The sequence below is a fragment of the Trichothermofontia sp. genome (assembly GCF_053493415.1).
This window is the reverse complement of the sequence record NZ_JBRCAD010000099.1, coordinates 1-23,467: the sequence shown is the minus strand read 5'-3', so window position 1 is coordinate 23,467 and position 23,467 is coordinate 1. Positions and strand designations below refer to the sequence as shown.

Below are 23,467 nucleotides of genomic sequence, written 5' to 3'. Positions count from 1 at the left end.
CCCCCTTGCCCAGCCGCGCACGGTGACCACCGCCCAAGATACGCAACAGGTAGCCATTCTGGTGGGCTATTTAGCCCCTGCCGTGGGCGACCCGGACTACATTCCCTTGAAATTGATCAACACCTACCTGGGCAATGGCCTCTCCAGCCGTCTCTTTGTGGAATTGCGGGAAAAGCTCGGCTTGGCCTATTCCGTCTCTAGCCTCTATCCCACCCGTCTGGATGCCTCCCAGTTTGTGGCCTATATGGGGACAGCTCCGACTAATACGGATGCCGCGATCGCGGGGCTACGCGGTGAACTCGAACGCCTGCGCACGGTTACCCTCAATGCCAACGAACTTCAGGTCGTCAAAAACAAAATGCTGGGGCAATACGCCCTCGGTAAACAAAGCAATGCCCAAATTGCCCAGATCTACGGCTGGTACGAAATTCTAGGCTTGGGGGTAGGCTTCGATCGCCAATTCCAGACCGCTGTGCAAGCCGTCACCAGCGAGGATGTGCAACGGGTGGCCTGCCGCGTCTTTGGCGATCCCTACCTATCGATCGTGGGTCCCGATGCAGCGGTGGCTGGTCGTTAAGCCGACTCACTCCCCCACGCCGGGGGGGACCCGTTCCAATTGCTGACTATCCAACAAAAAGGAACCGCGTGCAAAGCGGACCGCCCATTGGCTGCCAGGGTGGGCGGCGGTAATCACGCCAATCTCCCCAACTTTAACCAACTGGGGGGGACGCAACATGGGACGGGACTCGGCGGTTTTGAGGTAAGTGGGCGCTGCCTGCAAACGGACGCGATCGCCGACGTTAAAGCGAGATGGGGACATAGGGGGCAAGCGAGGGTCTCAATACTGGATTCATACCAAGCTTAGCCAGTCTGCTTGATCAGGGTTTTCACCTAAATGGGTGATCTGGCGGGATGAGGCTGGGCATCCGGGGACGGGCGATGATCGTAATCGAGAGAACTGCCAGCCGAATCGAGAGAACTGCCAGCCGATCAGCAGCGATAAACCCTTCAACCGACCCAGGAGTGCTCCCATGTTTGAGAAACTCTGGTTGGCAGCCGTCCTTACCCTCTTGGCCAATGGTGCCTACATGGCCCAAACCATCCCCATTGGGGCCGAGGTTCCCGCGACGGAGCCAGCTTATTTACTCACCCAAGAAAGAAATTAATCCCAGGCAGTAACCCAGACCGTAGATCTTCGGGGCGATCAATATCAGCTAAAACCGGGAGGCAATGGACCGATAGTCCGGCACGGGCCGCGATCGCTAAGGTTCGCGCGGCGACGGTGGCCGTGCCCCAGGGTATCTGGGTAAACAAAGCTGGTACAGGTTGTCGCAGGCCAATGAGGTAATACCCCCCATCCTGGGCAGGTCCCAATACCAGATCGTGAGCAGCTAGGGCCGCCAAGGCTGCCCGCAGGTGTGCAGCCGTTAGGTCCGGACAATCGGTCCCAATCAGTACCGCCCGCTCGCTCCCGGACTGGAACGTCGCCGTAAAGGCAGCGGCCATGCGTTCCCCTAGATCGCCCACAACTTGCGATCGATAGGCGTAGAGATCAGGCCCTAGCCATGCCTGCATTGCGGCAAGGGTCCCACCCGTAAACCACAGTTCAACCGCGATCGTGCCCTCCCGTTGTAGGATGGCCACCTGTGCTAAGGTTTGCGCCACCAGGCCACGGTACAACTGGGCTGCGCCTTCAGGCCCCAGCACCGGGATCAGCCGCGTTTTGGTGCGACCGGGTTGGGGGTAGCGCATAAAAATCATCAGGGTTTGCCGCATCGCTGTTGCCCATTGCTGCCCTAGGATGGGGACCTTTAGGTGGCCTGGGGCTGATCTCGATCAACCGGAATTTCAGTCGGCGTGGCCAAGGTCAGGAGGCGGCTATAGGCGGCCACTAGGGCCAGCATCAACCACCAGAGCAGGGCAATTTGGGGCCGATACCAGACCGTATCCGCTAGACCATGTGCCAGCATGCCCAGCATGGCCGCGATCGCGGCGAATAACCAGGGCAATTCCGAATGGGCACGGGCACGGAGGGCCTGCACCTGTTGCCATGCCTGGTTAAAGGCCACCAGCAGCAACCAGAGGAAACACCCTAGGCCCAGGATGCCCGTCTCCACCAACACTTCCAGGAAAATTGAATAGGCACTGAGGGCGGTAAAGCGGGCCTGACCATAGAGGGGATAAATTTGGTTAAACGCCCGATTCCCTGGCCCAATGCCGAGAATAGGCCGATCGCGGATCATCTCCAGCACTGCCAGCCACACATTAATCCGGAAGTTATTGCTGCTATCCTGTCGCCAAAGAAAAATACTCAACACACGATCGCGCAAGGGTCCCACCAGGAGCACCGCGCCCCCGATCACCCCCACGATGAGCACGAGGGCGATCGGGATCGCCCAGGTGCGCCAAAAGGGGGGGAGAAACTGACTGCCCCAATAGGCCAACAGCAGGGCCAACGCCACCAAGGCCACCACCAGGCCAATCCAGCCGCCCCGGCTAAAGGTCAACACCAGACAGGCGAGATTGGCCATCACCATTGTCAGGGCCAACGCCTTCAGGGGCCAACGGGGCCACACCCAAAGGGCGGCAATGCTAAAGACAACCGCAGGCACTAGGTAGGCAGCTAACAAGTTGGGATTACCTAAGTAGCTGTAAACCCTTGTAGTCTGGGCGAGGGGCGATTCCGGATCAACCCAGGTCGCTAGGGCGTCCACCCCGACAAACCACTGGCGTAGGCCATAGGTACTCACCACCAGCGCCGTTAGCAGGTACACGCCGATCAGCCAGGATCGCCATCGGGTCGATCGCAACACCTGGGCCATGAGGGCAAAGAGCAGCACATAGAGCGTGAAGGTCAGGAAGCCCCGCGTTGCCGCCGTCCGCACGGGAGAAAAAGCCGTCGCGATCGCACTCACCGCCCAATAAAGCAGGACGGGCAGATGGATCGGGGTCAGCCAATCCTGCCAGCGCTCTGCCGCCATGAGCAGTAGCCACCAGCCCGCCAACGCAATCAGCAATTTGCCAATCAGGACAGTGGTGATAAACGGTGCCAGGGCAAACAGCACACTCAGGAGCAACACTCCCAATTCATTTCCCCACCGCAACAGCACACTCCCGCGCCGCCAGGGCTGGAGCAGGCCCACTCCCCGTGCCAAGGCGCTACTGGCCTGCCATTGGGACAGGGACAGGTCGGTCAGGGTGAGCGATCGCCAAATTGCAGCTAGCACAGCCTAAGCATCCCCTTCGGTCCAAGCCGGATGGGTGAGCAGAGCTGCCATCACCCGTACCCCCCGCAATTGGTTCGTTAAGGGCAAATGGCCAGCGGGAGCGCTCAGATCCCAGATAAACCCCTGGGGATAGCGCGGCCACTGATTACCCTGTTTCCAACCAATTTTGGGCCAAAAGCGCTCCCAATTCTTGCCCGTACCTAACCAGATCTGCCGCTGAACTGAGAAACCAAACTTGCCCTCGGAATAGGTGCGCCAGAGGGCATCGATCGTTCGTAAATCCGTCGGTGGAAATTTTTCGACCTCGGTGAAATAGAGCCACTTACGCTGGATGGCCATCGGCCCAGCCAATTCGCACAGCTTTTGCAACGTCAGGGCATCCGCTGCCTGAAAATCCTGGTTCGCCAGCAGGGCTTGCAGCGGTGCGTAGTCGATGTTGGCGTCCGAGCGCAAAGTGAGCGTCACCAAAGGGGAAGCAGCAGAGTCAGTCATGGATCTCAGCACCAGGTCACGGTTGCCACCATACCAAAAATTGTGGCCCCTTGGCGGTATTTCCCCTGGGTTGGCCTGCGGCAGACTGGGGTTGCCCCCCCCTCACCGCCGTGGGCGAGATCGACACGGACCCGTTAAAACCAGCCAAATGGATTTTTTTTTGTTAGATTAACAGCGGCGATTCGCACCGCGATCCCGTTTGGGCCTCGTTGGGCCTCTTTCCCAATCCACGCGTTGGGGGTCGCCTAGGGCACATCGTCTGACCTGGAGTCCTAGCCTGGAGGGAACTAATCGGTATTCACCGGAGTCCCTAGGTCTCATCGAGTGAGAAGAGTAATCCTGAAAAGTCGCATGGCTGAGCGACCATCAAAGGTGACAGCACCTCGGAAATTTTGAGGAATCCCACCATAAATTTTGAGGAATCCCACCATAAATTTAGAAGAACTATGCTGATCCAGACGATAAAACCAGGAGATATCTGCTATCTTACATCGATAACATTGGGCGATTCTCCGTAATTTCCAGACCTGTTTCCACAAGATCCCATACCAGGAGCAACTATGAAATCTTTGATGCGTTTCAGTACCAGCCTCGGCTTGATTGGCACTGCGGTTGTGGGGGCAATGGTCATTGGCAGTAGCCGCGCTCAGGCCCTACCGGATAGCCAGATTATCGAAAAACTGCAACCAATTCCGGTTTTTACCATTACTAACCAGCAAGGTGCCCCCCTCGTGGCGTCCCCGCAACAGGGGGAGAGTGGTGCCCCCGTAGCTGGGGTGTTCATGAGTCAGCAGGATGCCCAAGCCTTCCTCACCCGCCTGGGCAGCAATAATCCCGACCTGGTGCGGGGGGTACAGGTTGTCCCGATCTCGTTGGGAGATGTGTATAAAATGTCACGCCAGTCCGGTAATCCCCAAGACCGCCTGGAATTTGCCTACATCCCGACCCAACAGCAGGTGGATGTGGCCAAACAACTCTTAACCCAGCGGGGCGGCCCGAATGCGGCGAATTTCCAGGGAGTTCCCTTGTTTATTGCCAAGGGGGGACGGGACAATGGGTATCTGACGATCCAGCAGGGGAATGAGCAAATTATCCCCGTGTTTTTTGAGAAGCAGGGGTTGCAGAATTTGATCGATCGCTTCAAGCAACAGCAGCCGAATGAGGCGGTGAATGTGACGATCGAGGTGATCAATCTGGAAGGGATGATCCAAACCTTGCAGCAGAGCAATGATCAGCAGTTAAACAAGCTCGTCCTCATTCCTAGCCGCGATGCCCTAGCATCGATCCAAGCCTATCTACAAAATCAAGCCCGTGCCAATGGCGGCAACCCAGGGCAACCCCAACCGGTCTCGCCCCAAGCCCCCTCGCCGACGACTGGGGGGACCTCACAACCCCGGCGCTAAGCAACTGGCTAGCGGCTCTAGACATCCATAAGTCTGGGGGGCGTGGTATGGGTCAGACCCAGACTTACGGGGTAACGGGGACTGAGCTATGGCAGTGGCGATCCCAGGCGATCACCGCCGCGCTCGCGGCGGCGATTCCCCCTGAGGAGGTCGATTGGCTGTTACAAGCGGTGTCCCCGATCGATACCTTGGCCCTGCGGTTGGGCACCCTAGCCCAGCAAACTACCGTTGATCTCGCTTTACCCTTAACCCAATTAAAGGATCTGTGGCAGCAACGGCTGACCGCACGGGTGCCCGTGCAATATTTGGTGGGCAGTACCCACTGGCGGGATTGGCAGTTAACGGTCTCACCAGCGGTGCTGATCCCCCGCCCGGAAACAGAACTGATCGTGGATCTGGCGATCGCCAGGGTCCAGGCTTCGCCTCATCGGGCGGGCCTCGCCCAGGGGCACTGGGCTGATTTAGGAACGGGCAGCGGCGCGATCGCCATCGGGCTGGCGACGGCATTTCCCCAAGCGCGGATCTACGCCGTGGATGTGAGTCCGTCGGCCCTGGCGATCGCGGCACAGAATATTGCCCAGTACCACCTCCAGGCCCATATTCAGTGCCATCAGGGGTCTTGGTTTGACCCCTTGGTTGCACTCCAGGGTCAGTTGTCTGGCGTCGTGGCGAATCCTCCCTACATTCCCACAGCCCTGATTCCTACCCTACAACCGGAAATCACTCAGCATGAACCCCACCTAGCTCTGGATGGGGGTATGGATGGCCTAGATGCCGTGCGCCATCTCATCCAGACAGCCCCGGCCTATCTACACGTGGGGGGAGTCTGGCTCGTCGAACTCATGGCAGGTCAGGCGGCCACGGTGGTCGATCTCCTCCAACAGCAGGGGGGGTATGGGCAAGTCCAAGTCCATGCGGATCTGGCCGGGGTCGATCGCTTTGTTTCGGCCTATTGGATTGGATAGATCTGGATATCAACATTAGTGTATTGACCCGTTGCTCCGGGCGTTAATTTAAGCTGTGGGTGCCCCGTAAAGCGTGGCTGACCCGTAAACTGAAGGCAGAAAAGACTGACAAAATATAGTTGTTGACCAATAACCTAGCGGGGTGCCTACCGCCCATGTTTCAGGAACTTTAGCAACGTCCCGCAGGAGGTTATGATGCTAACCCGATCGCTGAGATTGAGCCTAGGTATGGTGTCCGGGTTGCTGGTTACTGTGGCCTTAAGCCAAGCGGCTAGGGCGCAATCGGAGGTCTGCGTGAGCCAAGCCGGGAGTCCTATAGCCAGCTTGGGTCAACAGGATTTGTTGCGGGAGGTGGCCTGTCCGGCGGGGGTGTCCGGACGGTGTTGGGTGCCGGGTCCCGCCTGGTCGCAGTTCAGTGCCATGAGTCCCAGTCAAGCGGGCCTGTGTGCGGCGATCGTGCCCCCCTTGGCCCTGTGTCCGGTGGTGGACAATAGGGTCCAGTGCCCCGCCCCACCAGTGGTCATGGGTACCACCAGCGCTGGTCCGATCGTCACGGCGGCGAATCCGCTCCTATTCTTTGTCCGCAGCCCTAACTGGGTGGGTAAATGGTGGGTGCAAAGCCAATGGCCCGGTTATCCCGAGCGCGGCTCCCGTTGGGAATTTGCGGTTGTCCAGACTCCGACTGGCTCGGGCTGCGTCGTGCAAATGCGGGGAGGCCAGACGATTCCCTGCCTAGTGGCGGGGGATGTCCTGACTTGGCGCGGCACGATGGAGGGCGAATTAATGGATGTGCGCCTCACCCGGCAGGGCAGCACACTGCAAGGGGAATTCGTCGGTACAAGTCTGACGACGGGCCAACCCACCTTTGCCGGGGCGCAACGCCGCCCCGTCACGGGCACACTGGTGGGGGGAGCGCAAAACCGGTGGGCTGATTTGCCCCCGTGGCGATCGGCGGGTCCGCAGCCTCCGGCAGCGAATTCGCCTGGATCGAATACCCCGATCTACGTGCTGCCCTAGGGGCTGAAGGCCGCGATCGCGACGGGGAAGCTTGGGCCTTTTCTGGGGTCTATTTGGGGGTCTATAAAGTTTCTGGCGCAATTACCCGGAAGTTGGGCGGCTGCCTGTCCCGATTCCAGATCCATACGTTACCCTTTAGCTGAAACATTGGCCCCGATACCCAGCAAGCCGATCCCTAGGGGTAGGCAAGGGTAGGCTCGGATCTGCGAACCGGTGTGAGAAGGGATGTTCGATCGACACACGCCATATCTGCCATCCATCCCTGAGTTGGCACAGGCGGGGGACTGCTGGGCGATCGCCCACTGGATGAATAGTTCCCTGATCCCCCAGGGGATGTACTTGGAAATAGAGGTCACGCCAACCCTCTATCTAGAGATTGCTGTGTATTTCCAGGTGTCGATGCCACGGGATCTCTGCCTGAGTTTACGACGCTACCTGGTTCGCTTCGTTTGTGAGCAGTTGTATGCCCTCAACCTGGATCTGGTCCAGGGGATTCACCTAGTCGCCCGCCTGGATGGCCAAGCCAAGGTCTTGTGGAAGCAGGCGGTGCGGCTGCGCCATCCAGCCCGTTCGCGAAGTGTTTCCCTGGGCCAACCGCCCGCGCCCGCCCCCAGGGTCCCCGCTCCGGCGGCGGCTCCGGCGCCAGCCTTTCGGGCGACGGTGACGCCTACACCTGCCTATCCCTCCCCGGTGCCGTCCCGGCCCCACCCGCCGGGGTCCCGGCCCCGGCAAAAGCAGCGTAAACTGGGCAAGCGACCCTTTCACTTTCTGCGTTTTTGCTTGATCAGTGGGTTATTTATGGCCAGTTTTGCCTTTGGCTATTGGCTGGTCTATGCCCATGTGCTCAACCCCAATGCGCCGAAGTCCACGGATCAGGCGATCGCCAGTCAGGTTTGCCCCGTCCCGACCACGATCGCCCCCACTGCCGCGCCCCAATTTGAGGCGGATGACAACTGGCAAACCTTGCCAGCGGGGGTTGAGCGCACGGTGACTGCTCACCTGGATATCCGTCCCCTACCGGGGCACCTGGATGCCGTGCCCGTTTTTAACAGCAATAGTCCGGAAATCGTGCAAACCGAGGGGGTGATGCTCTCTACTTTCCCACCGGATAAGATGCGGGATGGGGCGGCTCACCTGAATTATGCCTTTGAAGGCCGGTTTGATATCTTTTCCCACCACATTGCCAAAACCACTGATCCCAAGGAAACCCGCACCCTGTTTCAGGGCGTGATGCTCCATAATCCTGGTAGTCAACCGGTGACGATCGAGATTTTCCAGGCAGCGACCTATTTGACGGGGAGCGACGCGGGGTTTGTGGAATTACCGGCCCAGGTGAATAATGCCGCCGGTGATGTCTTTTCGGGACCGGGAAGCCGCATGACCACGGAAATCCTCAAGGGCAACCGTCAGGATCTCTTCCCGGCAACGCTGACCCTGGCTCCGAAGCAAAGCCAAATGCTCCTGAGCTTGCCACTACCGACCGGGCACGGTGAACTGGTGCCCACCTCGAATGCCCGTTCGACGCTGCTGCGGCTCTGGAGTGGCGGGCCAGTCTATGTGGCGGATCTGGCCATGTTTGCCCGCAAGCACACCGATGGCAGTGAACGATCGCCCACCCTGGAGGAATGGCAATCCCTCTTGAAAGGCGGCTGTCTGGCGGGACCACGGGATTTACCCCCCACGCCGCCTGACCATACGATCGGCAAAATTATCTACGGACGGGTGGCCGGGGTCTCCCAAGGCTCCCAATGGCAAGCTAAACTCACCGATAGTCCAGAGGCCCCAACCCTAACCCTCCCGCAACGCGGAAAACCAATCGCCTATGGCCTGAATACCCTACCCCAGGGCACCTTTGGGACCGGTCAAGTCCAGAGCGCGCCGCTGCTGGCTCGTTATCCCGATACGGCCCACCTCTCCCACGGGAACTACGCGGTCCAGTACAGTCTGACCCTCCCCCTGCATAATGCTAGTCGGGCCACGCGATCGGTTACCGTGGCGATCCAAACGCCAATCAAGGAGGATTTACCCAATGCCAAAAGCCTAAAATTTTTCGATCCCCCCCCCGATCGGGTTTTCTTTCGGGGAACCGTCCGGGTGCGATACGACGATGACGAGGGCAAACCCCAAACCCAGTATCTCCACCTGGCCCAGCGACGCGGCGAGCAGGGCGATCCCCTCGTGACCCTGACCCTGCCGCCAGATCATAAACGCCTGGTACAACTCGATTTCCTCTATCCCCCGGATGCCGTCCCGCCTCAGGTCCTCACGATCGCGGCTGAGTAATCCCCATTGGCTGTGTCCATCCCCAGACGGGTGCGCTCCCCTGGGCGTGTTAACCGATAATGGAGCGAGTCACTGCGAACACCCCATGCCTGATCTGCCCCCCATCCCCCCGATTCCCACCTGTGCCTGGAGCCGTCCCCTCGGCTTAGACTGGGACCATCCCTACACGGTTCGCTATGCCAGTAACCTGGATGATGGGCCGTGGCATGGGATGCCATTGGGCGGCTTTGGGGCTGGCTGTATGGGCCGATCGCCCAGGGGGGAGTTTAACCTCTGGCATATTGACGGTGGGGAGCATATTTTTCAGGTTCTTCCGGCTTGCCAATTCAGTGTGTTTGAACAAGTGGGCGACCACACCCAAGCCTATGCCCTGAGTACCGCTGCGCCGACGGATGGCACCCTTGGGACCTGGCAATGGTATCCGGCCTCGGATCAGCATCGGGCGACCGGGACCTACCACGCCCTCTATCCCCGCAGTTGGTTTGCGTACCAGGGCGTATTCCAGACACGACTAACCTGCGAGCAGTTTTCACCCATCTGGCCCAATAACTATCAGGAAAGCAGTTACCCTGTGGCCGTGTTCCTGTGGACACTGGCTAACCCGACGGATCAGCCTATCACCCTGAGTCTGATGCTGACTTGGCAAAATACGGTGGGTTGGTTCACCAATGCCCATCCGTCGCCAGCGGTGATCATTCGGGATGATGGCAGTCCGGTTTATGACTATCAATCCCGTTGGGGGGAGAGTGGGGGAAATTACACGGAGTTGCTAGCGTCAGGGGATACCTTGGGTTTAGTGATGGCCCGATCTGAAGCCTCCCCCAAGTACCCAGCCCCCCCACAGCCTACACAAACGATAGGGGCGGGTGCACCGATCGCTGATCCTGACCGACTCGCAACCTCCCTCAACCCACCCACCGCCGCCGATCGCTGTCCCCAAGAGGGGGAGGGCCAATGGGCGATCGCCACAACGCTGCGGCCTAAGGACGAAGGCTTCTACCATACCCGCTGGAATCCGGTCGGAGATGGGGCGGACATTTGGCAAACGTTTGCGAAAGATGGCTCGTTGTTGAATTACGGCGATCACACGCCTGCTACGCATGGCGAACAAATTGCTGGGGCGATCGCGGTGCGCCTGACCCTGCAACCGGGAGAAACGCGCCAGATCCCGTTTGGGGTGAGTTGGGATTTTCCGGTGACGGAATTTGCCCAGGGCGTCAACTACTATCGCCGCTACACCGATTTTTTTGGGAGAGCGGGCAATCAAGCTGCCGCGATCGCCCAGACGGCGTTGCAATCCTACCCTACCTGGCAAACCCAAATCCACACCTGGCAGCAGTCTATCCTCACCCAAACCCACCTGCCCGACTGGCTCCAGATGGCCCTGTTTAATGAACTCTATGACCTGACCAGTGGGGGGACGCTCTGGAGTGCGGCGACGGCACGGGACCCGATCGGTCAATTTGCCGTCCTAGAATGTCTGGATTATCGCTGGTACGAAAGCTTGGATGTGCGGCTCTATGGCGGGTTTGGGTTGCTGATGTTATGGCCGGATCTGGAAAAAGCCGTGCTGCGGGCCTTTGCCCGTGCCATCCCCCAGGCCGATCCCCGGCTGCGTTTGATTGGCTACTATTTGACGATCGGTGCCCCCAGTCCCCAGGCCGTCCGCAAGGTTGCCAACGCCACCCCCCACGACCTCGGTGCCCCGAATGAACACCCCTGGGAGCAAACGAACTACACCTGTTATCAAGACTGCAACCTGTGGAAAGACCTGGCCAGTGATTTTGTGCTTCAGGTCTACCGCGCCTATCAGTTTACGGGGCGGACCGATGGGCAGTTCCTCGCCGACTGTTGGCCCGCGATCGTCGCGGCGTTGACCTATCTCAAACAGTTCGATCAGGACAACGATGGTATTCCCGAAAATGCCGGTGCACCCGATCAAACCTTTGATGATTGGCGCTTACAGGGCATTAGTGCCTACTGTGGTGGCTTGTGGTTAGCGGCCCTAGAGGCGGCGATCGCGATCGGGCAGATCCTCGAAACCACCACACCCACCCTAACCGTCACACCCGCGCTGAGCCAATTTCAAGCCTGGTTAGCCCAAGCCAAACCCCTATACCACACGACGCTGTGGAATGGGCAAGCCTATCGCCTCGACAGCGGCAGTGGCTCGGATGTGGTCATGGCGGATCAACTCTGTGGCCAATATTTGGCGCGACTGTTGGGCCTGCCGGATATTGTGCCCGCCGACTGTACCCGATCGACCCTGCAAACGATTTATGATGCCTGCTTTGTCAAATTTAATCAATATCTTCAACGCCAGGATGACCCGATCGGCGCGGCCAATGGCGTGCGTCCCGACGGTTCCCCGGAAAATCCCCAAGCCACCCATCCCCTGGAAGTCTGGACCGGGATTAACTTTGGACTGGCTGCCTTTTTGGCCCAGATGGGCATGAAACCGGAAGCTCTGGCGATCGCCCAAGCCGTCGTCAATCAGATCTATACAGGGGGCCTGCAATTCCGGACACCGGAAGCGATTACAGCCAGTCGGACATTCCGCGCCTGTCATTACCTGCGGCCAATGGCGATTTGGGCACTCTATTACGAGTTAGCCGGTTTTCAGCTATCTGTAGGACCGTAGCCAAAACTACGGGATGAGAAGAGGCTTGGCCATCCCGCCCCATCCCAGCAGACATGCGTGCGTGTATACTTCGTTTGCCGATCCAGCTCTGGTGTGGTCAAGTTCGCGTGTCTACCCACCGATCGTGGCCGATAGCCAAAACAACCCATCCACCAAAATCGTGCCCAGCACCGCACCACTAAAGACACGCCAGGGTAACGGACGCTGGCATAGGGTCATAATCCCAATGACGGCCAGCGTACTCCCCAAGAGGGCCGCCCAACTATACCCCCAGGGCGTTTGGACTTTTGTAACGGCTTGTTGCAAAACTGAGAAGGCCAGACTGGGTTCCACCTGCATCAACTGCCGCCAGTCGGGAATCAGATCCACGAGATAAAAGTACAGATCCGTGATCGCTGTGCCCAGGAGGGAGCCACTGTAGAAAAAGCTCCCCATCATAAACCGCTGACGTAGGAGGGAGAGGAGGACGATGGGAAGGGCGATCGCCTCAATGGGCAAATGCCACAACGGCTCCCACCGCAACCAGCCCCAATAGAGGGAACCGGCTAACCACGTCCAGCTAAAGCCCCACAGGAGATCCCCCCATTGCTGGGTGGCAGGACGGGCCATGAACCAACGACTGAGCCACCACCATACCCCCGTCATCCCTAAACTGAGCCAGGGCAAAACCCGCACGAGGGGGGCCTGGACAAAGACGGGAACGGAAACCAAAAAAACGGCAGCCATAAAGGCCAATAGCGCGGGGCTAGCCAATTGCGGTAGGGTTTGCGTGCCCACCTGCCGAACCCGCAGGACAAGTGCCTGTGAACGTGAATCTGAAATCAAAGGAATGTTAAGCCGTTTAATTTACGTTTCTAAACATATCACATCGATATCCCCCTGGGGGGGATTTACGGCCTTTACTTATATTCAATTACTTATATTCAATTAAGGTCGCTGGACGGCGGAGGAGGTGCTTGCCCAGCCAAAATTGAAGTTGGCCCTGAAATTCGGGGAATTTGCCCATTGTGCAAGCGACGGCATAAAGGCGGGATTCCGCCGTGGTAAATCCCCGCTTGCGTGTCTCGTGATAGGTGCGCAGGGCCGACAGGGGATAGCCCGCCAGTAAGAGTAAACTCCAGCCTTGCGTTAGGGCAATGCCCCCAAGGCTGAGCAGGGGCAACCCAAATCCCCAAAGCCAGATCCGTTGACTGGGTTTGACGTTATAGCGCTCTGGGGTATTTCCATGCAGGGCGGCGCCTTCAGCATAGGCATGGCCCGATCGCACCATGCGTTTCCACCATTGGCGAAAGTGGGTCATTTGGGCATCATGGCGGGCCATCTCCGCATCCAAACGCCAGATTTGCCAGCCCTGTTGCCGCAGGCGGAAGCAGAGTTCCGGTTCTTCCCCGGCAATCAGATCGGGCCTGAAGCCCCCCACCTGTTGCAGGGCGGCCACCCGCATCATGGCATTACCACCACAGGTTACCGCTTCGCCAATGGGTGTATTCCACTCAATATCACACAGTTGGTTATAGGGCGATCGCTCCGGGAAGCGTTCCCGACAGCGACCACAAACAACCGCCCACTGGGGGTGTTGGCTTAATTCCGTATAGGCCCGTTCCAACCAACCGGGCACGAGTTCACAATCCCCATCAACAAACTGCACAAACTCAAGCTGGGGATTGAGGGTCAACAATTGGGCTAACCCCGTATTCCGGGCACGGGCGGCGGTAAAGGGTATCGCCAAATCAAGCTCAACAACGGCAACCCCCAGTGATCGGGCGAAGGCCACACTATCGTCCGTGGACCCGGAATCGACATAGACGATCGTGGCTAGCTGATTGATGACGGACTGTAGACACTGACGGAGACGTTCCCCCTCATTGCGTCCGATCGCCACAAGGCCAACAGTTTCTAACGGCTGCATAGGACAGTTTACTTCGGCAATGAATCAACCTTAAAAGATTTCGCCGTTTTACGGGGGTGTTCTGATTATATGGACCTAATGGAATTAACCTCCCCCCATGCGGCGATTGACGATGCCTACCTATCCTAGTTTGTACCAACTCAATACGCGGGTTTACCTGACTGCCCTTTCCCAACAGTTAGGACGACCGGCGACGCTGGATGATTGGCCGGATGCGGAGCTAGATGCCTACGCCGAGGCCAGCTTTGACTGGATTTGGTTACTGAGTGTGTGGCAAACCGGGCCAGTAGGCCAGCAGGTGTCGCGCTCGCATCCGGGTTGGCGGGCGCAATTTCTGATTGATCTACCCGATCTGCAGGAGGCCGATATTGGGGGTTCGGGCTTTGCCATTACCGACTATACGGTCGCCCAAGAATGGGGCGGCAACGCGGCTCTCAGTCGCTTCCGATCGCGCCTCCAACAGCGGGAATTGCGGTTGATGCTCGATTTTGTCCCGAACCATACCGCCCCAGATCATCCGTGGACCCAAACCCATCCCGACTTTTATATTGCAGGTACTGAGGCCGATTTAGCACGGGAACCCCAAAACTATTACCGCTTAGAATCCCCCACGGGTTCCCAGATCTTTGCCCACGGGCGCGACCCCTATTTTCCCGGTTGGCCAGATACGCTGCAATTGAACTATGGCAATCCCGACCTCCAGGCCGCGATGCGGGATATCCTGATGCAGATCGCCGCCCAATGTGATGGCGTGCGCTGCGATATGGCCATGTTGGTTCTGCCAGAGGTCTTTGAGCGGACCTGGGGAATTCCCTGTCCGCCTTTCTGGGAAGCGGCGATCGCCCAGGTGCGTCAAACCCACCCCGATTTTGTCTTTATGGCAGAAGTGTATTGGGATCTGGAATGGACATTGCAACAACAGGGGTTTGACTATACCTACGATAAGCGCCTCTACGATCGCCTCCATGCCCAGGCCGTTGGCCCCGTGCGGGACCACCTCCGGGCCGATCTCACGTTTCAAAGCAAGTCCGCCCGGTTCCTGGAAAATCATGATGAACCCCGCGCTGCCACTGCGTTTCCGCCAGGAGTACACCAGGCTGCCGCGATCGTCACCTTCTTGGCTCCGGGTCTACGCTTCTTTCACCAAGGGCAATTCAATGGTCGCCAGCTACGCACCTCCGTGCATTTGCTACGGGCAGCCACCGAGGCGATCGTGCCGGAAATCCAGGCGTTCTATCAACGCTTGTTGGCCTGTCTGCACCAGCCGATCGTGCGCGAGGGCAGTTGGCAATTACTGGACGCCATCCCCGCCTGGGGCGACAATCCCACCTGGAGCCAATTCATTCTTTACCTGTGGCAACAGGAGACAGCCGTCTGGTTAGTCGCGGTCAATTATGCGCCCCATCAAGGCCAGTGCTATGTCCCCTTGCCGATCCCCCAGCTTACGGAGCAACGCTATGAGTTTAAGGACCTCATGGGACCCTATCGCTATGAACGATCGGGCCGAGATCTTTCCCAGTCAGGGCTGTACCTAGATTTGCCAGCCTGGGGCTATCACGTGTTCGCCATCGCCCCCCTCGGCGATCACCTCACACCGGGAGTTCCAGCGGAATAGGACCCAGCAGCCCCTTGCGGAAATCGTTGAGCAACTCACAGGCCATACGCTCCACATCCCCCTGGTGGCGATCGTTGGCCAACTGGGCCACATAACTTTCCCCCGTCATCTTCCCCGGATCTAGCCCATAACGACGGGTTAAGGGAGACTGGGGCAACCAATGGGGGGCACGCACTTGCAGGGATTGAAGACGATCGACGAAGGCCGCCGCCACCCGCTGGTTATCGTAAGCGGCTTCCCCAATGTCGTCGCAAATAGCCAGCTTTAAGGCCGCATCCTGATCCCGGAGGGCCGCCGGTAAAATCCCCGGTGCATCCAGGAGTTCGATCTGGTCCGATACGCGTACCCAACGCAATTGGCGGGTTACCCCAGGCCGGCGGGCACTCTCCACCACCCGCCGTTTCAGTAAACGATTGATCAGGGCTGACTTGCCCACATTGGGAAATCCAATGACCACGGCTCGCACGGGGCGGGGGAGCATTCCCCGCTGTTGGCGGCGCTGATTAATCCCCACACTGACCGTTTGGGCCGCGTGTAGGATCGCCGATATGCCCTTCCCCTGTTTGGCATCGGTGGCATAGGCTGGAATTGCTTGTTGTTGGAACCACTGTAACCATTGGGTGTCTACCCCCGTTGGGACCATATCCATGCGATTCAGAATCAGCAGATGGGCTTTGTTGCCGATCCACTGGGGCAGCTTGGGATGGGCGGTTGCCAGGGGAATCCGGAAATCCCGAACTTCCAGGATCAGATCTACCCGTTTCAGTTGGTCGAGGAGGGCTTTTTCGGCCTTGGCAATGTGGCCGGGGTACCACTGGATGGGGGGAGAGGTCATGCGCGTGCGGGTATGGGTGAGCGGCGGGTGAGTGGGGGGGCGGTGGGCAAGGAGCCGGGGACTTTGGGGCAATTACTGGGAACTTTGGGGCAACCCCTAAGACACAAAGAGCACGAAGTGGAGGGAAAGATCTGGGGGGATCTGGGTGACTTCGTGCTCTGGGTTTAGGAAGAGGGTTGCAGGGGATACCCTAGTCACGACGGATCATCAATAGCTGAATCAGTTGCAGAATCGCATAGAGGGCCGTCGCCACGTAGGTCCAAGCAGCAGCATTCAAGACCTTGCGGGCACCGTCGCGCTCATCACCTTGCAAAATACCCAACTCATCCACCAACTGTAAGGCCCGACGGGAAGCGTCAAACTCAACGGGCAGGGTCACGAGGTGAAACGCGATGACGGCAGCAAACAGGACGATGCCAACGTTGATCAGGCCCGTGGCATTGAGGAAGATGCCACCGATGACGAGGAGGGGACCCAATTGGGAGCCAAAATTCGCCGCTGGGACGATCGCCGCTCGCCAATTCATGGGTGAATAGCCCTTCACGTCCTGCAAGACGTGGCCACACTCGTGGGCAGCAACGGCGGCGGCGGCAAGGGAACTGGATCTATAAATCCCCTCGGAGAGGCGGACGGCCTTGGCTGAAGGATCGTAGTGGTCAGTGAGGACACCCGCCACTGGTTCGATGCGCACACCCGACACCCCCATCCGCTGCAAAATGGTTTCCGCCACCTGGGCACCCGTCAGCCCCAAGGAGGAATTGACCTGTGAGTATTTTTGGTAAGTGCCCTGTACCTGGCTCTGTGCCCAGGCCATCAGGATTATGCCCGGAATCAGGATCACCATTGATGGGTGGAAAATCATAGCTCCGTTGCCTCGTTCTGCTCAGTGTTCTGCTCAGTACAGTGCGATCGGGTTAGATAGTCTGGTCCTGGCCAGTTTTGAATCAAACTGTCCCAATACAGCCGTTCTCTCACGAATGAAGTATGGTCAAGCCTTGCGAATAAGGGGCTGAAGCCCCTTGTCTGTACCTCACCGGGTATGGAAGTGCTGTAGGCCTGATCTAACCCTAAACAATATCGACTGTCCCTATTGTAAGGAGACTCGGTGGCAAGGGGCAGGGGGAAATCGGTACGGGCTTTTCACCCCGGCGCGTTCGGTTGGCTCTATGCTGGGGGAGTAGATATCTTGTCCAATGACTGCTATGACGGTGCCCAATGCTGATGCTGCGATTACCCAGATCAGTGCCGAGGAACTCGCAACCTATCTGGCTGGCGCTGATCCGGCCACCTGGCAACTGATCGATGTGCGCGAACCCCATGAATGGGACATTGTTCACCTGGATGGGTTTGAATTACTGCCCCTCAGTCAGTTTGAAGCGTGGTCAGGTCAAATTAGCCAGCGCTTCGATCGCCACCGGGAGACGATCGTCCTCTGTCACCACGGGATGCGATCGCAGCGGCTGTGTGAGTGGTTGGTATCCCAGGGGTTTGAGCACGTTAAAAACGTTGTGGGTGGCATTGACGCCTATGCGATCCAGGTTGACCCCTCTCTCCGCCAATATTAAATCGCCGGGAATCGCTGGGGGCCACTACGGGGATGCCTGTTACGATCGTCGTGATCTCAAGTATTGTGGAGCAACTGATCTATGAGTGAAAAACCTGCGGCCAAAAAGGGTCAACCCCTGATCCTGAATGTTGATCCGGGTACCTTGCTCCTCATTGTTGCCCTCTCCCTGCTGTTGCCCTTGCTGTTTGTTGGCTTCACAGCCCACTAATTCCCGGCCACAGTTTACGGCGTTTCCTATCCCTTATAACCCCAAGGGGCAGGTACTGGGCCTGCCCCTTGGTTGATCGGGTGTTCCTGACCCTCGAACGTTGCAGACGGGCCGTTAACGGGTTCTTAGCGGACCTGTAACCCATCATTAGCTGGCCAGATATTCCCGCATATCGCCCTTGCGCTTGCGCAGTTTCGTGAGGGCTTCCCGCTCGATCTGCCGGACGCGTTCCCGACTGATATTGAGCCGATCGCCAATTTTGGCCAGGGTCAACTGCCGCCCATCTTCCAGACCAAAGCGCAGGGCGAGGACTTCCCGTTGTTGAGGGGTGAGGTCGGCCATGAGGGTTTCCAAATCCTGGCGCAGGGCATTTTGCTTCACATAGTCCTCTGGTTGCGGCCCCGCATCCTCCAGCAGTTCGACCAACTCCGTATCCTGGTTATCACCCACGCGGAGATCCAAGGAAAGGGGTTGGCGCGATCGCTCCAGATATTCCCGGACCTGCTCTGGTTTCAGATCCAAGGCCGCCGCTAACTCACTGGTGGTGGCCGCACGGCCCAACTGTTGTGATAACTGGCGCTGGGTTTTCTTGATCTTATTGAGCTTCTCGGTAATGTGAATGGGTAAACGAATCGTGCGCCCTTTTTCCGCGATCGCCCGCGTAATCGCCTGACGAATCCACCAGTAGGCATAGGTCGAAAACCGATAACCCTTGGCCGGGTCGAATTTCTCGACGCCTCGTTGCATTCCGATCGTGCCTTCCTGGATCAGGTCGAGTAGATCAACATTGCGCTTGATGTACTTCTTCGCCACTGAGACCACCAGCCGTAGGTTGGCCTCCACCATCTTGCGCTTGGCTGCTTCACCCTCCGTGATCGCCTGCGACAGCTCCTTCTCGGAAAGATCGACGCACGCTGCCCACTCACTCAGCGTTGGCTCATGTCCCAGAGAAATTATTAAATTTTCCTTGTTTTTCTGAAGTTTCGCTAAGCGCTGGACCTGACGACCAAACTCAATCTCTTGGTCGTGGGTGAGCAGCGGAACCCGACCGATCTCCCGGAGGTAGGCCCGCACTAAGTCGGTTGAACGCTGGGATGTCTTCATAGCAGCAATCCACGTGAGGCAAATAAAAGGCAGATGAAAAGAGCGACGCGGCCAACGCTGTACGTTCGCCGGACTAAACCAGATGTTCTATTGTCAAAAATTGTAACAGTTTTTCTCAGATAACCCAACTGATTCTGAGAGTCGTGACCCCCTCCCCCGTGCTTTGTAACCCCCTATTCCTAGAGTACCCAGGAACTCGGGCGGACAATGCATCCTATGCAACAAAATCTGGAGGCCGATCGCGGTCACGTCGTCCGTGTTGAGGCATGACATTATTAACTTATGTAAATTTATCTCATATTGACAAATGTCAATCTTTAGGACAGAAAATTTTAAGTCCTTGCGTCAGCATCGTCATCGCCGTCATCGTAATTAATGAGTTTTTGAGGGCGATCATCCATATTTTTATTTGATGACAGGGAAAATTACCCCGTCAGGCCGGCAACACCCAGGGGGCGATCGCAGCCACGATCGGCAACTGATCAGCGATCGTGGCTAGGCTAACCCTACTTGCATGGCCCCGGTTGGGGCGGCTTTCCCCCAGCACATCCCCATGTAGCTGAGGGGATGTTAGGTTTCGTTATATTTTCTGTGATAAAACACAACATAAGGCGGCGATCGTCCCAGCCATACCCGCCCAGGCAACCGTCCCCAGTACCCACGAGCAGGAATGGCGCGGCCATTGGCAATGGGGAATAGCGCTGAAATGGGGTGGCATTCCCTAGCGGCAGGGGGCAGGCAAGAGGCCTACCCCCCGATCGTTCATGGCCAGTCAACTCGCCTGGGCAGATCCCTTACTTCTTCGGTGACTACTTCTTCGGTGACAGAAGCATCATCATATTGCGGCCCTCCCGCTTGGGGGACTGTTGCACTTCGGCAATCTCCTGCAAATCCGTCGCCATACGGTTGAGCAGATCCTCTGCCAAGTCAGTGTGTTGAATTTCCCGCCCTCGGAAGGTGACCGTGGCTTTCACCTTATCCCCAGATTTGAGGAAGCGTTCCGCCTGGTTGATGCGCACGTTGTAGTCGTGTTCCTCAATCTTGTAGCGCATCTTGACTTCCTTGACCTCGGCGGCATGCTGTTTTTTCTTCGCCTCGCGGGCCTTCTTCTCTTGTTCAAACTTATATTTGCCGTAGTCCATAATGCGGCAAACGGGCGGTTCCGCCTTGTCACTGAGCAATACAAGGTCAAGATCCTTGTCCTCAGCCATGCGCAGGGCTTCGGCGGGGGTCATAATGCCCAGTTGACCGCCATCGGTATCGATGACTCGAATTTCGCGAAAGCGAATGCGCTCGTTGATTTGGGGAAGATCGCGATTTGTTTTTTTTAGGCTCACAGGTATCTAACGGTTTCGATGGGTCGCAGTATCGCCGACAGAATCATGGCTCTGATCTGTCAGATCCTTCAAGGTATATCGAGGTACTTGGCCGGGTTGCCGCCGATCGCACGGTTTGACGCCGATCGCCGATGCCCACTCGCCCAGTGGCCTCATCCTATTACGCACATTTTACTGAGTCCTCCCTTGGTTCTGTCTAGTGCCAGGGTAGGTTTACCTTTCTTGACAATTACGGCTTGTCTAGCTGAGGACCCAGTTCACGAGGGTGCGTACCCCAAACCCTGTGGCTCCGGTGCTGTTATAGCCATCCTCCTTCTCCAACCATGCGGGTCCGGCAATATCCAGGTGTGCCCACGGGGTCTCCTTGACAAATTGCTTCAGGAACAGGGCAGCGGTAATGGCCCCAGCATTACGGGGACCCGTATTTTTCATATCGGCAATGGGGGACTTCATGCCCTCGAAGTACTTATCTTCTAGGGGCATGGGCCAAAGCTTCTCACCCGATTGGGCGGCGGCTTGCTGTAACTGCTCGCTCAGGGTGGGATCGGGACTCCATAGGCCGGCAATCTGATCCCCCAGGGCGATCACACAGGCTCCGGTCAGGGTGGCCAGATCCACGATCGCATCAACCCCCAGTTTTTCCGCGAACACCAGAGCATCGGCCAGGGTGAGGCGACCTTCGGCGTCGGTATTATTGACCTCGATCGTTTTACCATTGGAGGCCGTAATCACATCGCCGGGATGGAGAGCATGGCCACTGATCATGTTTTCCGTGGCAGGACTGATAAAGTGCAGTTCCACATCGGGGGGATTCAGCAAACTGAGGGCTTTGGCTGCGCCTAAAACCGCCCCGGCACCAGCCATGTCTATTTTCATCATTTCAATCCCGCTACCCGCGCCTTTGATATTGAGGCCACCGGAGTCAAAGGTTAACCCCTTGCCAATCAGGGCTAGTTTGCGGCGCGGGGTCCCGGCGGGGCGATAGCTCAGGTGAATAAATTGGGGTGGGAGTTCTGCGGCTTGGGCAACCCCTAGGTAGGCTCCCATCCCCAGTTGTTCGCATTCTGCCTGTCCCAGAACTTCCAGATCCCACCCCTCCCCCATCTGGGCAATATCGCGGGCGGTCTCTGCCAAGGTTATGGGGGTCACGACATTGGCGGGGGCCGCTACCAGTTCCCGTGCGAGTTGCACCCCGGCACAGATCGCTTGGGCACGGGCGATCGCGGCCAGTTGATCCCCATACCCCAGAAAGTCGATGCGATCGGGAGGCGGTATCTGATCGGGTTCGGATTTGAAGCGCAGATCCTGATACAGGGCCAATTCGATCCCTTCGGTCATGGCTTGAACGGCTAGGCTAGGGTGTAGATCCGCCAGCGGCAAGCACAGGGCCAGGGTTTTACAGCGTTCTTTTTTGGCTAAGCGGGCCACGGCAGCAGCGGCGCGGCGCAACCCATCCAGGGTGAAATCCGCGGCCTTGCCCATCCCCACTACGATCAACTTACGCACGGGGGTATTACCGCCAATCCGGGTGGAAATCGTACTCCCGGCTTTGGCTTTAAACTCCATTTCCGCGATCAGTTCCGTCAGGATACCATTGAACCGCTCGTCTAACGCTGCCCACTCACTGGCGAGGGCGATCGGTTGCTCCTGGCCCTGGCCATTGTTAGTCGCTGCTTGCCATAGCCCAATTGCTAGCCCATCCCCATGCCAATCCTGGGGGGCTGTCTCAACTGTATGAAATTTCATGCGACTCCATGCGTACTTCAACCTTAAGTTTGTCGTTAGTTTGACACTCCCTGGCCGCAAAGGCGAGGGAAGGCTTGGCTCGCTCAGATCATTCTCTGAAGTGGGTTGGCACCCGCTTCAGTGGATTGAGCATACCGTACTGGGCAGCTTTGCCGTGTGCCTTGAACGCTAGAAAAATCATAGTTCATCGATAGCACACAATCCGCAGGCCGACCTAGAAGGTGAGTGCCCTAGCCCCCCGTGTTCGGTAATGCTTGTATCGTCCGTTGCCGGAGATCGGGGCAGTCTGCGGGGCCGGTATCGCTGACCGGTAAGATTGAAAACATTTTTAGCGATACGGCCCTTTTGGAATTTTTTACTTATTATGTAGGGCAGTCCAAGCGGGGCAAACTCAATGGCGCAATCCAATCAGCGATTGGGAGGGAGTGGCAGCAACCTATCGGGTCCGGCGGCAGCACGGGCAGCGGATACGGCATTGAATGCCATGACACAGGAGCTGGAAAAGTTGCAGGAAAGTCTCGTCACGCAACTGGCTCAGGATATTCAATGGCTGCAATCGGAAAAGGACCGCCTAGTTCAGGAGATTGAAACCCTCCGGGCTGATCGCCAGGAAGCCTTTTCCCGGCGGGAATTGCTGCAACAACAACGCTGGGCGAAGCAACTGGCCCAGGCGATCGCGGCTCACCTGCAACGCCGCCTCAGTGAGGAATTACGACAGATTGCCGGTCAATCTGTTTATCCAGTGAATCCAGCCGACCCGGCCCATACGAATGGCTACAGCGATCGGGCCTATCAACTCATTGCCTCCCTGGATGCCACCCTCAACACAACCTTCCAATCCCTAGAGCAGGATCTCGGTAGCTACCAGAGCGCCCTATCCCAGCAACTCAGCCGGATGCATAACCTGGAGCAACAGGGGGAAGCCATCTTGACGGCCCTGGTCAACCGTCTGAATGCCGTCCTAGAGGACGAGATGGCCAAATTACCCACCCATTACCGCTTGGCTCCCCTAGAGGATCAGCGGCTCGCCTCAGCCCCGCCCGCTCGGCAACCCCTCGACTGGGAAGGCACCCCCCCCTCGCGTAGTTATCCCCCTCGGCCCGATCCGGCCCTAACCC

21 protein-coding genes and 1 pseudogene are annotated in these 23,467 nt (G+C 57.8%); 11 read left to right on the top strand and 11 right to left on the bottom strand.

All coding sequences use genetic code 11. The features are described from left to right. The coding region (locus tag ACWIUF_RS08420) for a M16 family metallopeptidase (protein ID WP_448571847.1) at positions 1-577 on the top strand (577 nt) is incomplete at its 5' end. 6 nt (positions 578-583) lie between these two features. Here ACWIUF_RS08420 and sipA read toward each other — a convergent pair. Then, the gene (gene sipA / locus ACWIUF_RS08415) at positions 584-820 is read right to left on the bottom strand and encodes a regulatory protein SipA (RefSeq protein WP_448571845.1); all 237 of its coding nucleotides are present in this window, start codon (positions 818-820) and stop codon (positions 584-586) included. A 211-nt stretch (positions 821-1,031) separates the two neighbouring features. On the opposite strand from sipA, the gene ACWIUF_RS08410 reads away from it, so the two are divergent. Beyond that, positions 1,032-1,166 carry a hypothetical protein gene (locus tag ACWIUF_RS08410; RefSeq protein ID WP_448571844.1) on the top strand — a complete coding sequence of 45 codons (135 nt, stop codon included), beginning with the start codon at positions 1,032-1,034 and terminating at the stop codon, positions 1,164-1,166. Here ACWIUF_RS08410 and ACWIUF_RS08405 read toward each other — a convergent pair. Genes ACWIUF_RS08405 through ACWIUF_RS08395 form a run of 3 tightly spaced genes read right to left on the bottom strand, consistent with a single transcriptional unit; the run spans position 1,147 to position 3,719 of the window. Beyond that, a complete protein-coding gene (locus tag ACWIUF_RS08405) occupies positions 1,147-1,776 on the bottom strand; it encodes a TIGR04282 family arsenosugar biosynthesis glycosyltransferase (RefSeq protein WP_448571842.1) in 630 nt (209 codons plus the stop codon). The genes ACWIUF_RS08410 and ACWIUF_RS08405 overlap by 20 nt on opposite strands. Before the next feature lie 35 nt (positions 1,777-1,811). Continuing rightward, entirely contained in the window at positions 1,812-3,227 is a 1,416-nt protein-coding gene (locus ACWIUF_RS08400; protein WP_448571841.1) for an IctB family putative bicarbonate transporter, read from the bottom strand. A 3-nt stretch (positions 3,228-3,230) separates the two neighbouring features. Beyond that, positions 3,231-3,719 (bottom strand): GUN4 domain-containing protein, encoded by a 489-nt coding sequence (locus ACWIUF_RS08395; protein WP_448571840.1) that lies wholly within the window; start codon positions 3,717-3,719, stop codon positions 3,231-3,233. 560 nt (positions 3,720-4,279) lie between these two features. Between ACWIUF_RS08395 and ACWIUF_RS08390 the strand changes: the two genes are divergently transcribed. The 5 genes from ACWIUF_RS08390 to ACWIUF_RS08370 all read left to right on the top strand — a co-directional run bounded on the left by ACWIUF_RS08390 (position 4,280) and on the right by ACWIUF_RS08370 (position 12,028). Beyond that, complete coding sequence (locus tag ACWIUF_RS08390) at positions 4,280-5,122, top strand: Tic22 family protein (RefSeq protein WP_448571838.1); 843 nt, start codon at positions 4,280-4,282, stop codon at positions 5,120-5,122. Between the two features lie 47 nt (positions 5,123-5,169). Then, a complete protein-coding gene (prmC, locus tag ACWIUF_RS08385) occupies positions 5,170-6,087 on the top strand; it encodes a peptide chain release factor N(5)-glutamine methyltransferase (RefSeq protein ID WP_448571837.1) in 918 nt (305 codons plus the stop codon). 228 nt (positions 6,088-6,315) lie between these two features. Beyond that, entirely contained in the window at positions 6,316-7,104 is a 789-nt protein-coding gene (locus ACWIUF_RS08380) for a hypothetical protein (protein ID WP_448571836.1), read from the top strand. Positions 7,105-7,329: 225 nt separating this feature from the next. Further along, a complete protein-coding gene (locus ACWIUF_RS08375) occupies positions 7,330-9,387 on the top strand; it encodes a DUF3370 domain-containing protein (RefSeq protein WP_448571835.1) in 2,058 nt (685 codons plus the stop codon). A gap of 85 nt (positions 9,388-9,472) precedes the next feature. Next, a complete protein-coding gene (locus ACWIUF_RS08370; protein WP_448571833.1) occupies positions 9,473-12,028 on the top strand; it encodes a GH116 family glycosyl hydrolase in 2,556 nt (851 codons plus the stop codon). Positions 12,029-12,139: 111 nt separating this feature from the next. On the opposite strand, the gene ACWIUF_RS08365 is transcribed toward ACWIUF_RS08370, so the two are convergent. Continuing rightward, positions 12,140-12,805 (bottom strand): DUF3120 domain-containing protein, encoded by a 666-nt coding sequence (locus ACWIUF_RS08365; RefSeq protein WP_448571832.1) that lies wholly within the window; start codon positions 12,803-12,805, stop codon positions 12,140-12,142. A 136-nt stretch (positions 12,806-12,941) separates the two neighbouring features. Beyond that, positions 12,942-13,937 carry a glycosyltransferase gene (locus ACWIUF_RS08360; RefSeq protein ID WP_448571831.1) on the bottom strand — a complete coding sequence of 332 codons (996 nt, stop codon included), beginning with the start codon at positions 13,935-13,937 and terminating at the stop codon, positions 12,942-12,944. Positions 13,938-14,049: 112 nt separating this feature from the next. Between ACWIUF_RS08360 and ACWIUF_RS08355 the strand changes: the two genes are divergently transcribed. After that, the gene (locus ACWIUF_RS08355) at positions 14,050-15,552 is read left to right on the top strand and encodes an alpha-amylase family glycosyl hydrolase (protein ID WP_448571830.1); all 1,503 of its coding nucleotides are present in this window, start codon (positions 14,050-14,052) and stop codon (positions 15,550-15,552) included. Here ACWIUF_RS08355 and ylqF read toward each other — a convergent pair. After that, entirely contained in the window at positions 15,527-16,387 is an 861-nt protein-coding gene (gene ylqF, locus ACWIUF_RS08350; protein WP_448571829.1) for a ribosome biogenesis GTPase YlqF, read from the bottom strand. The two genes, ACWIUF_RS08355 and ylqF, sit on opposite strands and share 26 nt — an antisense overlap. 190 nt (positions 16,388-16,577) lie before the next feature. After that, positions 16,578-17,249, bottom strand: a complete 672-nt coding sequence (locus ACWIUF_RS08345) for a zinc metallopeptidase (RefSeq protein ID WP_448571828.1) — start codon at positions 17,247-17,249, stop codon at positions 16,578-16,580. A 331-nt stretch (positions 17,250-17,580) separates the two neighbouring features. On the opposite strand from ACWIUF_RS08345, the gene ACWIUF_RS08340 reads away from it, so the two are divergent. Beyond that, positions 17,581-17,952 (top strand): rhodanese-like domain-containing protein, encoded by a 372-nt coding sequence (locus tag ACWIUF_RS08340; RefSeq protein WP_448571827.1) that lies wholly within the window; start codon positions 17,581-17,583, stop codon positions 17,950-17,952. 81 nt (positions 17,953-18,033) lie between these two features. After that, the gene (locus tag ACWIUF_RS08335) at positions 18,034-18,162 is read left to right on the top strand and encodes a hypothetical protein (RefSeq protein WP_448571826.1); all 129 of its coding nucleotides are present in this window, start codon (positions 18,034-18,036) and stop codon (positions 18,160-18,162) included. 147 nt (positions 18,163-18,309) lie between these two features. Here the strand turns inward: ACWIUF_RS08335 and ACWIUF_RS08330 are convergent, their stop codons facing one another. The 3 genes from ACWIUF_RS08330 to ACWIUF_RS08320 all read right to left on the bottom strand — a co-directional run bounded on the left by ACWIUF_RS08330 (position 18,310) and on the right by ACWIUF_RS08320 (position 22,349). Continuing rightward, entirely contained in the window at positions 18,310-19,266 is a 957-nt protein-coding gene (locus tag ACWIUF_RS08330) for an RNA polymerase sigma factor, RpoD/SigA family (RefSeq protein ID WP_448571825.1), read from the bottom strand. Between the two features lie 809 nt (positions 19,267-20,075). Then, positions 20,076-20,603: a translation initiation factor IF-3 gene (gene infC, locus ACWIUF_RS08325; RefSeq protein ID WP_448571824.1), complete on the bottom strand. Its 528-nt coding sequence runs from the start codon at positions 20,601-20,603 to the stop codon at positions 20,076-20,078. A gap of 240 nt (positions 20,604-20,843) precedes the next feature. Continuing rightward, positions 20,844-22,349, bottom strand: a complete 1,506-nt coding sequence (locus ACWIUF_RS08320; RefSeq protein WP_448571823.1) for a leucyl aminopeptidase — start codon at positions 22,347-22,349, stop codon at positions 20,844-20,846. Between the two features lie 394 nt (positions 22,350-22,743). On the opposite strand from ACWIUF_RS08320, the pseudogene ACWIUF_RS08315 reads away from it, so the two are divergent. Further along, positions 22,744-23,467: pseudogene (locus ACWIUF_RS08315) on the top strand (hypothetical protein); the annotation flags it as partial.